The sequence below is a fragment of the Synechococcus sp. Lug-A genome, assembly GCF_024345655.1.
Lineage (GTDB): Bacteria > Cyanobacteriota > Cyanobacteriia > PCC-6307 > Cyanobiaceae > MW101C3.
Genome location: NZ_JAGQBN010000003.1, coordinates 106,721 through 119,653 on the forward strand (window position 1 = coordinate 106,721; position 12,933 = coordinate 119,653).

A 12,933-nucleotide genomic window follows, 5' to 3' on the forward strand; every position below is an offset into this window, starting at 1 on the left:
AACTGCAGGCAGCAGAAAGCCCTGGCCTTCCGGCCAGGGCACAGTTGTGAGGCTCACAGTCGCGGTTTCGACGGTTGTGAATCTCTCGGTTGGGATTCATGCAGCCGTGGGTTTCACAATGATGAATACCTTGGTTTTGGTCAACTCAGTGGTTGCTCACTGAGTGGTGGCTCATTCAGTGGTGGATCACTCAGTGGTGGTTCACTAAGTACTTGTTCAATCGGTGGTGGATCACTGAGATGGGCTTCCGACTGTTGTTCACTCCTTGGATTTCGTTCACGCCGTTGTGGTTCTGATCGGTGTGACTCCCTGGTTTCTGGTTCAAGGAGTGGCGTTTCCACAGTGTCGCTTAACCAGGGAGTTCGACTAGGAAGTTAGACCAGGAAGTTCGACCAGGGAGTTTCACAAGGGGAGTTTCACAAGGGGAGTTCACCCGGCACTTGAGTTTCAGGCAGTCTCCATCATTTCAAGCGCCTTGCCCACCCGGCGGAAATCAAAGCCGAGAGCCCGCAGAGCGTGCCAGAGATGGCCTTGCAGGAAGAAGAAGGCCAGAAAGAAGTGGGCATTTGCCAGCCAGGCACGAGCGGTGTGAACCCCCAACGGCAGATCCACACTGTCGGCGAAGTAGGGAGAGAAGGAGAACTTCATCGTGAGCGCAGGGCCGAAGAATTCCACCGGATACACCGTAGTGTTCGAGGCACACCAGAGGCTGGCCACAAATCCCATCAAGGCCACCGATCCAATCGAGTACGACAGAATCGATTCGGCCGACTGGAGAACCAGCTTGCGGGCGAAGGGCAACGGTGGCACCAGAATGTGCCATACCCCGCCCAGGCTGAGCATGAAGGCGATCACCACATGGCCACCGATCACATCTTCCAGGTTGGAGATCGAGAGGAAGCTGGTCTGATAGCTCCAGATTGTGGCCAGATCCACGTGGGGTTGCACGGTTCGCACCGCTTGAAGGGCAGGGTCGTAGATGCCTACCCGTTTGGCCAGTTCAACAAAGGCAATGGCTCCCAGGCCCAGGAAGATCAGGTGATGACCCAGGATCACCCCCAGCTTGGCAGGGTCTTCCCAGTTGAAGTTGAAGCGCTTGGCGCCGCCCTGCGTGGTGCCAAGGTCGGTGGGGGCACGGAAGAGGTGCCACATCCCCCCGGCGGCCAGTACGGCGGCGCTCACCAGGTGGAACGCGGCGATGGCGATGATCGGCTCCGCATGGGCGATCACACCACCTTCCCCAACGCCAAAACCAAGGCGCGCCAGGTTCGGCAGAAGGATCAGGCCCTGCTCACCCATCCGCTGGGCAGGGTTGTAACGGCTGAGCTCGTAGATGGTGAACGAGCCCGCCCAGAACATGATCAAGCCGGCATGAGCAGCATGTGCTGAGATGAATGTGCCGGCTTCATTGGTCACCAGTGAATTGCCTGCCCACCAGTCATAGCTGACCTTTGGGTTTCCATACGATTGCATCAAGCTTGCGCGAGGCATCGTCAATGTAAGTCGAAGCTCCAATGATTGATGCGTATGAAATGACTATCTGCCAGGTGATTGCGTACCGGAATCTGTATCAATGAAGCGTTCGTGTCGTGCCTTTGCAGACAATGACCGTGGCCATGCGCCTGGTTGGAGTTGCCGGGGCAGTGGCTGGAAGTGGCTGGAACCTCACCAGATCGGCTTTCTTCAGGAACTACCCACTCGTCACAACGCCCCAGAAGCCCCTCCCCACGGACATTGGCGACCCTCAGGCGGCGCCACCGCCACCCCGGTAGCGGCTTGCCGCACGCTTCACGCTGGCGAGAGCGGTGCCATCAAGGAACTGCTGGTCCAGGAGCAACAGGGCGGCGGAGTTGTCCCCTGCCAGGCGCAGACGCTGCAGCACGAAGCGGGCTTCTGCTTCTTCCTGGATCTGTTCTTCGACAAACCAATCCAACATGGCAGAAGCGCTCCGCTCCCCATCCGCTTCCGCCAAGGTGTACAGGCGGTTGATCGAGGCTGTGACGGCTTTCTCCATCACCAGCACCTGATCGAACAACGCCTGGGTGGAGTCCCAGGAGCGTTGCGGGGACTGAATGGTGGGCAGAATCACCTGTTCGTCACAGTCGAGCAGATAATCGATCATGCGGGAGGCATGACCTCGCTCTTCATTGCTTTTGTTGAGCATGTATTCGGAGAAGCCCGCCAGATCCTTCTCTCGCAGCCAGATCGACATCGACAGGTAGCTATGGCTGGCGTGAAATTCAGCCTCCAGGTGGGTGTTGATCGCTTGCGTCAACTCTTTCATGTGGTTCTTTCAGTGATGTCTCTCTTGATCTAGCAACCTGAGTGCTCCCCATAGGCCTGAGTTCACAGGTTGTCGTGTCTGCCCGCAGAGGGTATGAGCGATTGCACACGACTGCCCTTCGAACCATCGATCACCACCGCTGGTAACTTTCGTCGCGTTGATCGGCCGCTGCTTCAGAGAAAATCTGCTGACAACAATCTGAAGTCCCTTAACCTCCTTGCGCCATGAGCAGCGGTTGCGACTTGCGCCATGAGTTGTGGTTGCGATTTGCAGTCCACGATCTGCATCACGATCACCGATCCCTACCGTCCATGTGTGACAAACCAGGCGTTTCCAACCATGACTAAGCCTTTCCATCCATCACCAAACGTCCATCCACCACCAGGCCCATCCATCCATCACCGAACCGGAGACGTTCTGAAACCCATGCTCTGCTGGTTGTCATCCCTACCTGAATCCACTGAGTTCTCCCTGACCTCCAAACGGATCTGCCCATGCCCAATGACTTTTCCGGTGACATTCCCAGCCTGCCTATGGAGCAGCGCACCAGGAAACGCACCGATGAACTCTGTGCCATTCAGCAATGGTGCCTGGAGCGTATGGCCCAGCTGGAGAGGGAAGGCAACAGTGCCGCTTCACGCTGCCTTAAGCGTGAGCATCTCGAAGTACTGAGGCAACCAGACAGCCATCGCACGTTGTGGATGCGCATTGAGTATGACCCTGAGGACTGATCCGGCGCTGAGTGGCATTCCTGTTTTCTGGAGGTGCCATTGGCCACAGGATGAGGCGCTGAAGATGACAGCCCCTCAGGCGGATTGCACCCACACTCATGGCGGAGACGGACTCCCTCACCTGGTGGGCTGAGGGAGTTTTTTCTCAGCTTGGAACCAGCGTGGGTTGAAGGCTGGACGCGGCTTGAAAGGTTGTCACCACAGCAGAAGGGCGCAGACGCAAGGCGCAGTGCTGGCCGATCTGCAGCGGCATGTCCATGGGCCGGCGCACACGCAGGCGCACATCCCCCTGCTCCACCTGATAGAGCCAGCTCCGGCCCAGAAACTCGCGGCCGATGACCTTGCCGGCACCGGAATCGTCCGCCTCCAGCTCAATGTCGTCGGGGCTCACAAGCACCTCCACGGCTGCTTCCTGCACATTCAGGCGCGGGAGCGAGGCACCACTGAGCGGATGCACTGGCCCCAGCAGTGTGAGCAGCTCCGAGCCGTGCCACCAGGCCGGCAGCACATTGCCCTGCAGCACAAAACGCCCCACGAAGGAGGTGGCGGGTTGGTTGACCAGTTGCTGAGGGCTGGCGCATTGGTGCAGACGCCCGTCATGGAGCACCGCCACCCGATCACAGATCGCGAGCGCCTCTTCGGGGTCGTGGGTGACGATCAGTCCGCTCGTGCCGCACTGCGCCAGCACGGTGGGCAATTCGCTGCGCAGCCGCAGCCGCACCTCCACATCAAGGTTGGAAAAGGGCTCATCGAGAAGCACCACTGCCGGTTCCGGTGCCAGAGCGCGCGCCAAGGCGAGGCGCTGACGCTGGCCACCGGAGAGCTCGTGCGGGTAGCGCTCAGCCAGTTCACTCAGACCCAGCAGGTTGAGCAGCCAGGCGGCACGGCCCTTGTTCTGCCGCTGTCTGAGACCGAAACAGACATTGCCCCAGGCCGTGAGGTGGGGGAACAGGGCGTAATCCTGAAAGACCATGCCCACGCCGCGGCGCTCGGGAGCCAGGCAGCGGTTTGGACCGGACACCTCACGGCCCGCCAGGCGGATCACGCCTCGCTCCGGCCATTCGAAGCCGGCGATCAGGCGCAGCAAGGTGGTTTTGCCGCAGCCGGAGGGGCCCAGCAATCCCACCAGTTCGCCCCGCTCCAGACGTAGATCAATCCCTTGCAGGGTCCATTCCGAGGCGCCGGGGCCACTGGGAAAGCGGTGCCACAGACCCTGCAATTCAATCGCGTGGAGAGAAGCAGGATTGGGCGTGTGGAAGGGAGCTGAGTCGGGCGAATGGTGAACAGTGGGGGCCAGAGTGGGATCGGGGGATGGGTGGTCAGATTGATGCGATTGGAGCATGAATCAGGCCTCTCCTGTGGAGACGGTGGCCTGAAGGCTGATCCCCGTCGGATGCTGCTGGCACCGGCAATCAGGCCACCACATTGGTGTCAGTGGGCGAGCCAGAGAAGCGGCGACGAACGGCAAGATGGATGGCAATGGACGAGGCTGCGTGATCAACGGCCGCAGCGGCAGCAGCCACCCTTCCAGTTGGAACATTTGGAACGCTTGCAGCCTTTTTTCTTGGCAATCCGGATCCGATCGCGGCGTTGCCGCGTGGCCGTGGGTTGGGTGGCTGCGAGTTGCTCAGAGGAAGAGGCCGCTCCGGCCATGGCTGAAAGAGAGACTCCAATCAACCTAGGTGGCTGAGGTGACGACTGCCCTGTGGTGATCACGTCAGGGTGTGACAAATCGAACATGCCGTCGTGCTGGATCAAGCCACTGAACTGTTCGTCCTTTCGCCTCTCTAAGCTGAACCTGCACCAATCCGATTGCACACATGGTTCTTGGCACTCAGCACGCCACTGGCACCGTCCTGAGCGGCGGGCGGCCGGTGGCCCAGCCCATGCAGGACGTGCTGCTTGAGGCGCTTCAGCAGCATCTGGCGATGGAATTGAACGCCAGTTCCGCCTATTGGGCCCTGGCCGTCTGGTTCGCCGAGCGTGATCTGCGCGGTTTTTCCCGCACGTTCAAGGCGGAATCGGATCAGGAACGCAACCATGCCGGGCTGTTCGCCGATTACCTGATCGCCCGTGGGCAGCCTGTGGTGCTTGGCGGCATCAATGCGCCGAAGCAGGTGTGGAACGACATCGAAGACGTGCTCACGTCAGTGTTTCAGATGGAAGTGGATGTCACTACCTCCTTGCATCAGCTGTATGCCCTGGCGGAGCAATCCGGAGATGTGCGCACCACTGTGTTTCTGGATCCCTTGATTGATCAGCAGACGGCCTCCGAAGATGAAGCGGCCCATCGCCTTGGCCGTTGGCGCCTGGCAGGCGGCGAACCTGCGGCGATGCTGATCCTTGATGCCGAGCTCGATGGTGGCAAAGCCGCACCTTCCAAGCTGGCGGCATGACTCCGGCCTGAAGGTGCCTGGAGAGCGGTGGTGTCTGTTTGATCTGGAGCATTTCTTCCACCGCTTGTTCAGCCCTGAGGACTACCCGTTGTGCTCAGGCCATGGCTCTGGTTGTTTGCTTCAGGTTGTTTGCTTCAGGCCAGGCTGTGGCGGCGGCTGAGTTCCACCAGAAAGGCCACACTGAAGGGATCCAGTCCTGGTGCTCGGCGTAGGGCCAGACCGACGGCATGTACTTCGGCCTGCCGCACCGCCATCCGTTGCAACTCACCCTGCAGCCTGCGGATCAGGCCGGCATCACGGCAGCGGGGCAACTGCGTGGCGATCTGACGCCGCCGGCTGAGCAGCTTGCCCATTTCACGGCACAGGCTGCCAAGCAGGCTGTCGGCGGGGCCGCCGTTCAAAGGGGACAAGGGCGATAGGGCCTCTCTGCAAGGGGGCAGGAGTGGGGAAGAGCACACCACGATCAGCGCTCCGCTCAAGCCGCCGCCAGCGGCGCGGATTCCACCAGGGAAGGGGCCACGCGCATGCCGGCCTGTCCGCTGGGCGCTTCCATCAGCTCCGCCTGCCGGATCCGCGAGATCAGCCGGGTGGTGGTGACGCGGGTGGTGCCGATCAGTTCACCGATGCGTTCGTGGGTGAGGCGGAAGGGCAGGTCGCACCAGGGGCCGCAGCGGCGCCCCAGGCGGCGCACCAGCAGACCGAACAGCGCATGGAGCCGTTGCTCGGCACTGCCGAGGTGGCGGATGCGCAGCAGTTGCAGCGTCCATTCATTGACGGGGTCAAAGCCATCACCCGAGCCCGCTTCGCCGTCACTGCGGAAACACAGGGGCGTGAGCGCCTCCACGCAGACCCCTTCACTGCAGAGGCGGTCGGTACGCAGCTGATCGCCGGGTTGGAGAAAGGCGAGGGTCATGCCCTCGGTTTCCTCGCACGGGCAGTACACCCGGGCGATGCCTTCCAGCACCTCGATGCAACTGCCACTCGGACGGTGCAGGGGATCGAGCAGCACCGTCTGGCCGGTGGGCATGCGTACAGCGGCCGCGGGCTGATCGGGCAGAAAGCGGAAACTCACGGATGCGGCTTATTGAGAATGACTCGCACTCTAAACAGCTCCCCCGCCTTTTTGCAAGTGGTTCTCAATAGCAACTGGTAGTTGCAAGACCGGCTGGCCAAAGGTGCGGCGGTTCCTGGCTTCGGGCGGCCCATCGGCGGATGGTTCTGAGCTGCGGAAGGCCTGTGGGCGCATGGTTTTGGGCTGCGGAAGGCCTATGGGCGATGGTTCTGAGCTTCGGAAGGGGTGTGGGCAGTGGTTTTGCGCCCCGGGCGGCCGCGCGCAATGAATGGCACTTCGCTTTGGGCGACCTGTGGGCAGTGGTTCGGGCAACTCGTGGACAGTGCTTTGGGCCACCCGTGGACAGTGGCGCTCCACTTCGGGTCAGCCGCAGATCCCTTGTCGTTGGCCCGATGTGGGCTCAAGCGCGCTCCTGAGAGAGAAGGATCGGGGCTCTGTGGCCTGGTGGAGAGAGCCTGGGCTTTGGCGATCCAGGCTTGGCAACCGCGTCTGGTGCTATTTGGGCGCCTCGCATGTGGTGACGGTGCTGGCCTTTGTGCGGCGTCGACGCAACCTGATCCCATTCCCACTTCGTTCCCCATGCTTCGCATCCGCGGTGATCGTGCTTCCCTGCTGGCCGCGCTGGCCACCAACTGGGCCCATCAACAGCTCGGCCTCACGGCTCCGGAGCTGGGCTTCCCTGGAGCCGCCCTGGTCACGGCTGTGGACCAGGACCAGAGGGGGGCGGCTGCAGTGGCGCCGCTCAGCGTGGTGAGGCAGCGGCACAGCGGGGACACAGCGCCCGCACGGTGAGCACACACTCCAGCAGGCGGAAGCCGTGGGTCTGGGCGGCCGTTTCTCCTGCTGCCATCACCTGCGCGCTGTCGAACTCCTCGGTGCGGCCGCAGCTCACGCATACGAGGTGGTGGTGATCGCGGTGGCTGTCGCTGGCCAGCTCAAAGCGCCGTCCGCCTTCCGGCAGCTCCAGTTCCCGCAGCAGCTCCAGGGCACTGAGCAGGCGCAACGTGCGGTACACAGTGGCCAGTGACACGCGCGTCTGCTCCCCCAGCAGCCGTTGGTGCACTTCTTCGGCACTCAGGTGGCTGCCTTCACCGATGCGGCGGAACAGATCGAGCACCCGCTGGCGCTGGGGCGTCAGCCGCTGCCCGCGGCCGTGGAGGCTGTTGCGCAGGCCTTCAGGAATCGCGGGAACCTGGCCCCTACCAGTGGCTGAACGGGTGGGCACCAGGTGGGCGGCTGTGCTTCTCAACAATAGATGCTGTTGCGAATCCTGGACAGACCATGGCGTTGTCGTGATTGTTCCGTTCTCGACAACCTGTGCACCGATCAGGCGCGTTCACTGGCCAGCTGTTCGTCCAGGCGGGCCGTGAGTGCCCCGAACAGGTCGGCCACGGTGACAACCACGCGGTAGCTGAGGGCCACCGCCAGCAACGGCGCCTCCGGCACCTGGCCGCCCAGCCGGAGCACCAGCACCGCTTCGAACACCCCGAGGCCCCCGGGAGCACCCGGCACCACCAGCCCGGCCGTCCAGGCCAGGGCGAAGCCCGCCAGCCAGACCGGCCAGCTGAGTGACAGCTGCTGATCGAAGGCGATCACGGCGCAGGCAAAGCCGGCGAAGCGAAGTAGCACGAACGGGACCTGGGCCAGCAGGGGCAGCAGCGGGTAGCCGGGCAGAGACACCGGCGGCAGTTTGTCAGTGGCGTCATCGAGCGAGAGCTGGCGCGCCCGCTGCCGCTGCAGCCGGTTCAGAACACGGTTCGACCAACCCGGCATCAGGCCGATCAACGGCAGCGGCGCCACCAGTGCCAGCCCGTCTTGCCAGCCGCCGATCGGCACCATTGCCAGGGCGGCACTCGCCGCCAGCAGGGGATCGAGCAGCACGGCCACCAGAGCCAGTGCCGTGCCCACGGGCTCGCGGCTGGCCAGCGGATGGGGCGCCTGAGGCGTGGGGCAATCGGCGGCTGGCGCTTCCGGCCCCGTCCGCAGCGACTGCACGCGTGAGGCCAGGTGCCAGAACCCGCCGGGCAGGTACTTGAGCAGGTTGCTGCGCAGGTAGAGCCGCACGCAGGTGTCCCAGCGGGGTCGTGCCCCCAGCCACTGCAGCCCCACGCTCCAGGCCAGCCCGTTGACCACCAGGCTCAGCAGGCTTACCCCCGTGCCGACCACCAGCCACAGCCAGCCCTGTGGATCCAGTCGCAGTGCCAGCAGTTGCGGCGCATTGGCCAGCAGGGCGGCGAACAGAAAGCCGAAGCTGAGCAGGCTCGCCCAGAGCCGCACGCCGCCGGGCAGGGAGGTCACCAGGTGGCGCAGGTTGGGCATCAGTCCTGGTCCGGCATCGCCGCCGCATTGTGCTCGGCCAGGGCGGCCGGGTCGGCGAGCGCCTGCTGCACCGCCGCGCGCACCTGCCGCAGGCTGAGCTGCTCGCGCCTGGCCAAGGCGATCAGGTCGTCGTGCTCGGCCTTGAGCTGGCGCTGGCCATCGGGCAGCAGCGACACCTTCACCCGCACCGGCCCCCAGGGGGTGGCCAGCTGGGCCTGGTGGCGCGGCAGGCACCAGCGCTGCTGCAGCTGCTCCCGCACCCCGAGGCTGGTGCCATGCCGCCACCAGATCGCCCGCAGCGCTGGCGCCGCCTCGGGGTGTGCCACCACGCTGAGCAGCACGCCGCTGCGTCCCTTCTTCATCAACGCCGGCTGGCTGAACACCTCCAGGGCACCGGCCCGGCGCAGTTCGTCGGCCAGGAAGGCCAGATCTTCGGCGCTGGCGTCATCGATCTGCGCCTGCTGGAGCAGCACCGTTTCCAGCAGCATGTGCCCGGCCATCGGGGGGGCGCTGGCCTCGCCCAGCCAGAGCCGCAGCAGGTTGGGTCGATCGAGCACGCGGTGACCCAGGCCGATGCCCACGGCGCTGGGCACCATCGAGGGCTGGGCGCCGAAGGCCGTGGCCCATTCACTCAGCAGCGCCATGCCGGTGGGGGTGGTGAGCTCCCCGGCCGGCAGCTCAGCGGCGCCGGCCAGGGGCACCTGCCGCGCGCGCGCGAGCTCCAGCACCGCCGGGGCCGGCAGCGGCAGCAGGCCATGGGCGGAGCGCACCGTACCGTGACCGGCCGGCGGCGGCGCACAGATCAGCGGCTCCACCTGGAAGTGCAGCAGCCCGGCGCACACGCCCACCATGTCGACGAGGGCATCGACGGCCCCCACCTCATGGAAGTGCACCTGCTCAGGGGCATGGCCGTGCACCCGGCCCTCGGCTTCGGCCAGGCGGGTGAACACCGCCAGCACCCGCTGCTTCAGGGCCGGCTCCAGCGGCGCCGCGCCGATCTGCTCGCGCAGCTCCAGCCACTGGCGGTGCGGCGGATGCGGCTCCAGTCCCTCCACCGAGACGCGGGCGCCGCGCTGGCCACCGCTGCGGGCCTCGGTGACGGTGAGGCGGTAGGCGCCGGCCAGACCGAGTTGCGCCAGGGGGACCTCCACCACGGAGCGCGGCAGGCCCAGATCGAAGAGGGCGGCCAGCAGCATGTCGCCCGCCACCCCGGTCGGACAATCCAGATAGGCCAGCGCCATGGCGGTCAGCCGGGGGTGGGTGCCGCCTGGGGCTCCGTGCTGCGCAGCAGACGCGGGGCGGCGGCCACCAGGGCCTCGGCGCGCCCTTCCAGCTCGTTTTGCCGTGCCCGCAGCAGCTGCTCTACCTCACGGCGGGCGCGGCGTTGCTCCAGCTGGGCGGTGGCCACATCAAAGCCGGAGAGACCCCAGAGACGCCCAAGCAGGGCCTTGTCGTCGGAGCCGCCGCGCGAGTTGCCGTAGAGAAGCTGTTCGGCCACCATGCCCGCCTGCAGCACCCGGCTCCAGCGGCGCAGCTCCTCGGCCGGCAACTTGGCGTGGGCCGGCAGCTCGAATTCGGTGCTGCCGTTGGCGCTCAGTCCTTCGCGCAGGCAGGCCAGGCTGCCCACCAGCACCCGCCGCACCGGCAGCTGGTCGTGGTCGGCGACGAGGGCATGGCCGGCCTCGTGCACCGCGATCCGGTGCAGCCGCCCCGCACCACCCGGCAGTGCTTCAGCCAGCAGGTGGCCGCCGCGTCCCCCGAAACGCAACGCATCGAGGCTGAGCGCGGTGAGGGCGCTGCCTGCGGCCAGGGCGATGATCCAGGGCGAGAGACCCAGCACCGGGCCGAGCACCGCCAGCAGCGTGATCGTCGCCACGGCGATGCCGGCGTTGAGCGCGGCGGTGGACCCATCCCCCACCGGCTTTGCGGGACCAGGCGTGGCCATGGCCTCAGCTCCCCGGGCGCCGGATGGCGGTGCGTTGAGGGTCGCGGACAGGGCTGCCCGCTGCTGCTCCGCTGGCCGGCGCCCCGCTGGCGCCCGATCCCACCGGAGCACCGGCCCGGCGGTCACCGCCGCGGGGGGCGCCACGGCCGGCACCATCCCGCCCGTTGCCACGCCCTTTGCCACCGCGATTGCCCCGTTGGGCCACCGGACCGATCACCTCATACGACTCCACCTGCAGCGCCTGGCCATCGCGGCGCAGGTGCAGGGCCACGAAGTGACGCAGATGCTCCAGCGGGATCTCGCCGCGCAGCTGCAACTTGAACGGCTGCGGGCGGGTTTCCTCGCCCCGGGCCTGCTGGCGCACCTTCACCACCAGCTCACCGCTCTCCGGCCGGGTGAATACCAGCTCACCCCGCACGGAAAAGTAGCCATCGCCTTCCGGCAGCTGGTCCACCGTGGGATCGGCAGCAGCATCCGCATCGGGAGCATCTGCTTCGGCGGCCAGCAGGGTGCTCGGTTCCCACACGCCCACGATCTGCAGGTGCAGGGTGCCGGTATCGCGGCAGCGGGGGTACACCACCCACAGGTGGGGCCTGTCCGGATCGAGGCGACGTCGCACCAGGCTCAGCACCCGGCCCAGCAGCACCGCTTCCAGCTCGGTGCCGTCTGCCGTGCGGATCAAGCCGCGGGTGTCGTGCTCCGGATCGGTGGCCACGTACTGACCCTGCACCACGCCGATGGCCCGGTACTGCATCGGCTCGGTGACCGGGGAAATCGGATGGAGGCGCATTGGAGCGGGCGCTGGCAGAGGGGGCTGGCGGGGGATCCTGTGGGAGCGAACTCCTGACGGGATCAGGGTGTTGGGGGCGTGATCAGGGGTGATCCGCCGTTCCGCGGCCCGGAGCGGAATCTAGCTGTGCCTTCAGGCGTCAGACTTGCCGCAGCCACCCCTGCACATGTCGCCCCGTTCGTCCGTCGGCTCAGCCCTCTCCAGGCGCTCCGGGCTGCTGGCGGGCTTTGGCGTGGCTCTGCTGGTGCTGGCCTCGCTCATCGGCGGTTGGTGGCTTGGCCGGCAAGGCCCCAGCACCAGTGCCGAACTCCGTTCCCGCCAGGTGTTGCAGCAGGAGATGCTGCGGTTGCGGCAGCAACAGGCCGATGGCCAGGCCAGTGATGTGGAGCAGCGGCGCCTGCTGCAGTTGTTGCTGGCGCTGGAGCAACCGGCGGAGGCCACCCAGCTGCTGGAGGCGATGGCGGATCAACAGCCCGATCGCTGGTCGTTGCGGTTGCTGCTGGCGGAGCTACGCCGCGACCAGAACGATCGGGCCGGCGCCGAACGGGAAGTGCGTCAGCTGCTCAACCTCAAGTCCGACCGCATCGAGGCCCTGCAGCTGATGGCGCTGCTGCAGCTGGAACAGGGGCGCGGCGCCCAGGCCCAGACGCACCTCACCAGCGCCTATGTGGCGGCCACCAAGCCGCAGCTCCAGCCCCAGGCCCTGCCGATCGGCCTGATCCTCGCCGACCTGATGCTGCAGCGCGGCCAGCTGGAGCAGGCCGATGGCCTCTACCGCAGCCTGGCCGCCAGCTTCCCCGGCGATGTGCGGCCTGTGCTGGCCCGTGCCCTGCTCAAACAACAGCAGGGGAACAGCAAGCTGGCGCTGGAATTGATCGCCAAGGCCCGGGCGATGAAACCCGAGCAATGGGATGCACGGGTGGATCAGGTGGCCGCCAGCTGGGGCCTGAAACCCCTGCAGCGGCCAACGAAGGGAACAGCCACCAAGAACCCGGCCCCCACCAGCGATCCGCCGGCGCCGTCCATCAGCAGCCCGGATGGGGCCACAGGCGCTGGGGCTCCTACGGCCCCTTCACTCCCGCAGAACCCGGCGTCGACTGCGCCTCCATCTCTCTGAGCGCCCGGTCGATGGCGTCGCCCGGCGGTGTGGCGTTGTCCATGGCACTGCTGCGGCGCAGCTGGTTCATCAGCTCCAGCGGGTTGGTGGCATCAAGCACGCTCTTGGGCCGCTCGCCCGGGCCGTCGAACACGTTCTGCTGCTTGGTGGGCGGCGCGTAGGGGTTGTCAGCGCGTGCCTCAGGCATCGCCAGCGGCATGGCGAGCACGGCAAGGGCCGCAAGAGCCACGGGACGGACCATGACGGGTGACCTGAGGTGACGGAGCGTGAGTCAATGCT

Annotated in this window: 14 protein-coding genes; 3 read left to right on the forward strand and 11 right to left on the reverse strand. The window is 65.7% G+C overall.

What is annotated here, in order from left to right:
• Positions 1–447: 447 nt before the first annotated feature.
• The gene (locus KBY86_RS03300; RefSeq protein WP_255140195.1) at positions 448–1,473 is read right to left on the reverse strand and encodes a chlorophyll a/b binding light-harvesting protein; all 1,026 of its coding nucleotides are present in this window, start codon (positions 1,471–1,473) and stop codon (positions 448–450) included.
• A gap of 271 nt (positions 1,474–1,744) precedes the next feature.
• The gene (locus tag KBY86_RS03305) at positions 1,745–2,284 is read right to left on the reverse strand and encodes a ferritin (protein ID WP_255140196.1); all 540 of its coding nucleotides are present in this window, start codon (positions 2,282–2,284) and stop codon (positions 1,745–1,747) included.
• Between the two features lie 494 nt (positions 2,285–2,778).
• On the opposite strand from KBY86_RS03305, the gene KBY86_RS03310 reads away from it, so the two are divergent.
• Positions 2,779–3,015, forward strand: coding sequence for a hypothetical protein (locus KBY86_RS03310; RefSeq protein WP_255140197.1), 237 nt, complete (start codon positions 2,779–2,781; stop codon positions 3,013–3,015).
• A 145-nt stretch (positions 3,016–3,160) separates the two neighbouring features.
• On the opposite strand, the gene KBY86_RS03315 is transcribed toward KBY86_RS03310, so the two are convergent.
• Positions 3,161–4,357 carry an ABC transporter ATP-binding protein gene (locus KBY86_RS03315; RefSeq protein ID WP_255140199.1) on the reverse strand — a complete coding sequence of 399 codons (1,197 nt, stop codon included), beginning with the start codon at positions 4,355–4,357 and terminating at the stop codon, positions 3,161–3,163.
• 478 nt (positions 4,358–4,835) lie between these two features.
• Here KBY86_RS03315 and KBY86_RS03320 point away from each other — a divergent pair, with 478 nt between their 5' ends.
• On the forward strand, positions 4,836–5,411 hold the full coding sequence (locus KBY86_RS03320) for a ferritin (RefSeq protein ID WP_255140201.1): 576 nt from the start codon (positions 4,836–4,838) through the stop codon (positions 5,409–5,411).
• 134 nt (positions 5,412–5,545) lie between these two features.
• On the opposite strand, the gene KBY86_RS03325 is transcribed toward KBY86_RS03320, so the two are convergent.
• The 7 genes from KBY86_RS03325 to KBY86_RS03355 all read right to left on the reverse strand — a co-directional run bounded on the left by KBY86_RS03325 (position 5,546) and on the right by KBY86_RS03355 (position 11,537).
• The gene (locus KBY86_RS03325; protein ID WP_255140203.1) at positions 5,546–5,821 is read right to left on the reverse strand and encodes a hypothetical protein; all 276 of its coding nucleotides are present in this window, start codon (positions 5,819–5,821) and stop codon (positions 5,546–5,548) included.
• A gap of 65 nt (positions 5,822–5,886) precedes the next feature.
• Positions 5,887–6,483 carry a helix-turn-helix domain-containing protein gene (locus tag KBY86_RS03330; RefSeq protein ID WP_255140205.1) on the reverse strand — a complete coding sequence of 199 codons (597 nt, stop codon included), beginning with the start codon at positions 6,481–6,483 and terminating at the stop codon, positions 5,887–5,889.
• A 742-nt stretch (positions 6,484–7,225) separates the two neighbouring features.
• Complete coding sequence (locus KBY86_RS03335; protein ID WP_255140206.1) at positions 7,226–7,708, reverse strand: Fur family transcriptional regulator; 483 nt, start codon at positions 7,706–7,708, stop codon at positions 7,226–7,228.
• Between the two features lie 101 nt (positions 7,709–7,809).
• A complete protein-coding gene (locus tag KBY86_RS03340; RefSeq protein WP_255140207.1) occupies positions 7,810–8,802 on the reverse strand; it encodes a lysylphosphatidylglycerol synthase domain-containing protein in 993 nt (330 codons plus the stop codon).
• On the reverse strand, positions 8,802–10,043 hold the full coding sequence (larC, locus tag KBY86_RS03345; protein WP_255140209.1) for a nickel pincer cofactor biosynthesis protein LarC: 1,242 nt from the start codon (positions 10,041–10,043) through the stop codon (positions 8,802–8,804). The genes KBY86_RS03340 and larC overlap by 1 nt, the downstream gene beginning before the upstream one ends.
• Before the next feature lie 5 nt (positions 10,044–10,048).
• Positions 10,049–10,747: a hypothetical protein gene (locus KBY86_RS03350; protein WP_094510889.1), complete on the reverse strand. Its 699-nt coding sequence runs from the start codon at positions 10,745–10,747 to the stop codon at positions 10,049–10,051.
• Positions 10,748–10,751: 4 nt separating this feature from the next.
• A complete protein-coding gene (locus KBY86_RS03355) occupies positions 10,752–11,537 on the reverse strand; it encodes a hypothetical protein (RefSeq protein WP_233132805.1) in 786 nt (261 codons plus the stop codon).
• A gap of 166 nt (positions 11,538–11,703) precedes the next feature.
• Here KBY86_RS03355 and KBY86_RS03360 point away from each other — a divergent pair, with 166 nt between their 5' ends.
• Positions 11,704–12,654 (forward strand): M48 family metallopeptidase, encoded by a 951-nt coding sequence (locus KBY86_RS03360; protein ID WP_255140211.1) that lies wholly within the window; start codon positions 11,704–11,706, stop codon positions 12,652–12,654.
• Here KBY86_RS03360 and KBY86_RS03365 read toward each other — a convergent pair.
• Positions 12,599–12,895: a hypothetical protein gene (locus KBY86_RS03365; RefSeq protein ID WP_255140213.1), complete on the reverse strand. Its 297-nt coding sequence runs from the start codon at positions 12,893–12,895 to the stop codon at positions 12,599–12,601. The genes KBY86_RS03360 and KBY86_RS03365 overlap by 56 nt on opposite strands.
• Between the last annotated feature and the right edge of the window lie 38 nt (positions 12,896–12,933).

What these genes read in the sequence shown, in the direction of transcription:
- KBY86_RS03300 (WP_255140195.1), bottom strand. Translation starts at nt 1,473, where the DNA reads ATGCAATCGTATGGAAACCCAAAGGTCAGCTATGACTGGTGGGCAGGC.
- KBY86_RS03305 (WP_255140196.1), bottom strand. Translation starts at nt 2,284, where the DNA reads ATGAAAGAGTTGACGCAAGCGATCAACACCCACCTGGAGGCTGAATTT.
- KBY86_RS03310 (WP_255140197.1), top strand. Translation starts at nt 2,779, where the DNA reads ATGCCCAATGACTTTTCCGGTGACATTCCCAGCCTGCCTATGGAGCAG.
- KBY86_RS03315 (WP_255140199.1), bottom strand. Translation starts at nt 4,357, where the DNA reads ATGCTCCAATCGCATCAATCTGACCACCCATCCCCCGATCCCACTCTG.
- KBY86_RS03320 (WP_255140201.1), top strand. Translation starts at nt 4,836, where the DNA reads ATGGTTCTTGGCACTCAGCACGCCACTGGCACCGTCCTGAGCGGCGGG.
- KBY86_RS03340 (WP_255140207.1), bottom strand. Translation starts at nt 8,802, where the DNA reads ATGCCCAACCTGCGCCACCTGGTGACCTCCCTGCCCGGCGGCGTGCGG.
- larC (WP_255140209.1), bottom strand. Translation starts at nt 10,043, where the DNA reads ATGGCGCTGGCCTATCTGGATTGTCCGACCGGGGTGGCGGGCGACATG.
- KBY86_RS03350 (WP_094510889.1), bottom strand. Translation starts at nt 10,747, where the DNA reads ATGGCCACGCCTGGTCCCGCAAAGCCGGTGGGGGATGGGTCCACCGCC.
- KBY86_RS03355 (WP_233132805.1), bottom strand. Translation starts at nt 11,537, where the DNA reads ATGCGCCTCCATCCGATTTCCCCGGTCACCGAGCCGATGCAGTACCGG.
- KBY86_RS03360 (WP_255140211.1), top strand. Translation starts at nt 11,704, where the DNA reads ATGTCGCCCCGTTCGTCCGTCGGCTCAGCCCTCTCCAGGCGCTCCGGG.
- KBY86_RS03365 (WP_255140213.1), bottom strand. Translation starts at nt 12,895, where the DNA reads ATGGTCCGTCCCGTGGCTCTTGCGGCCCTTGCCGTGCTCGCCATGCCG.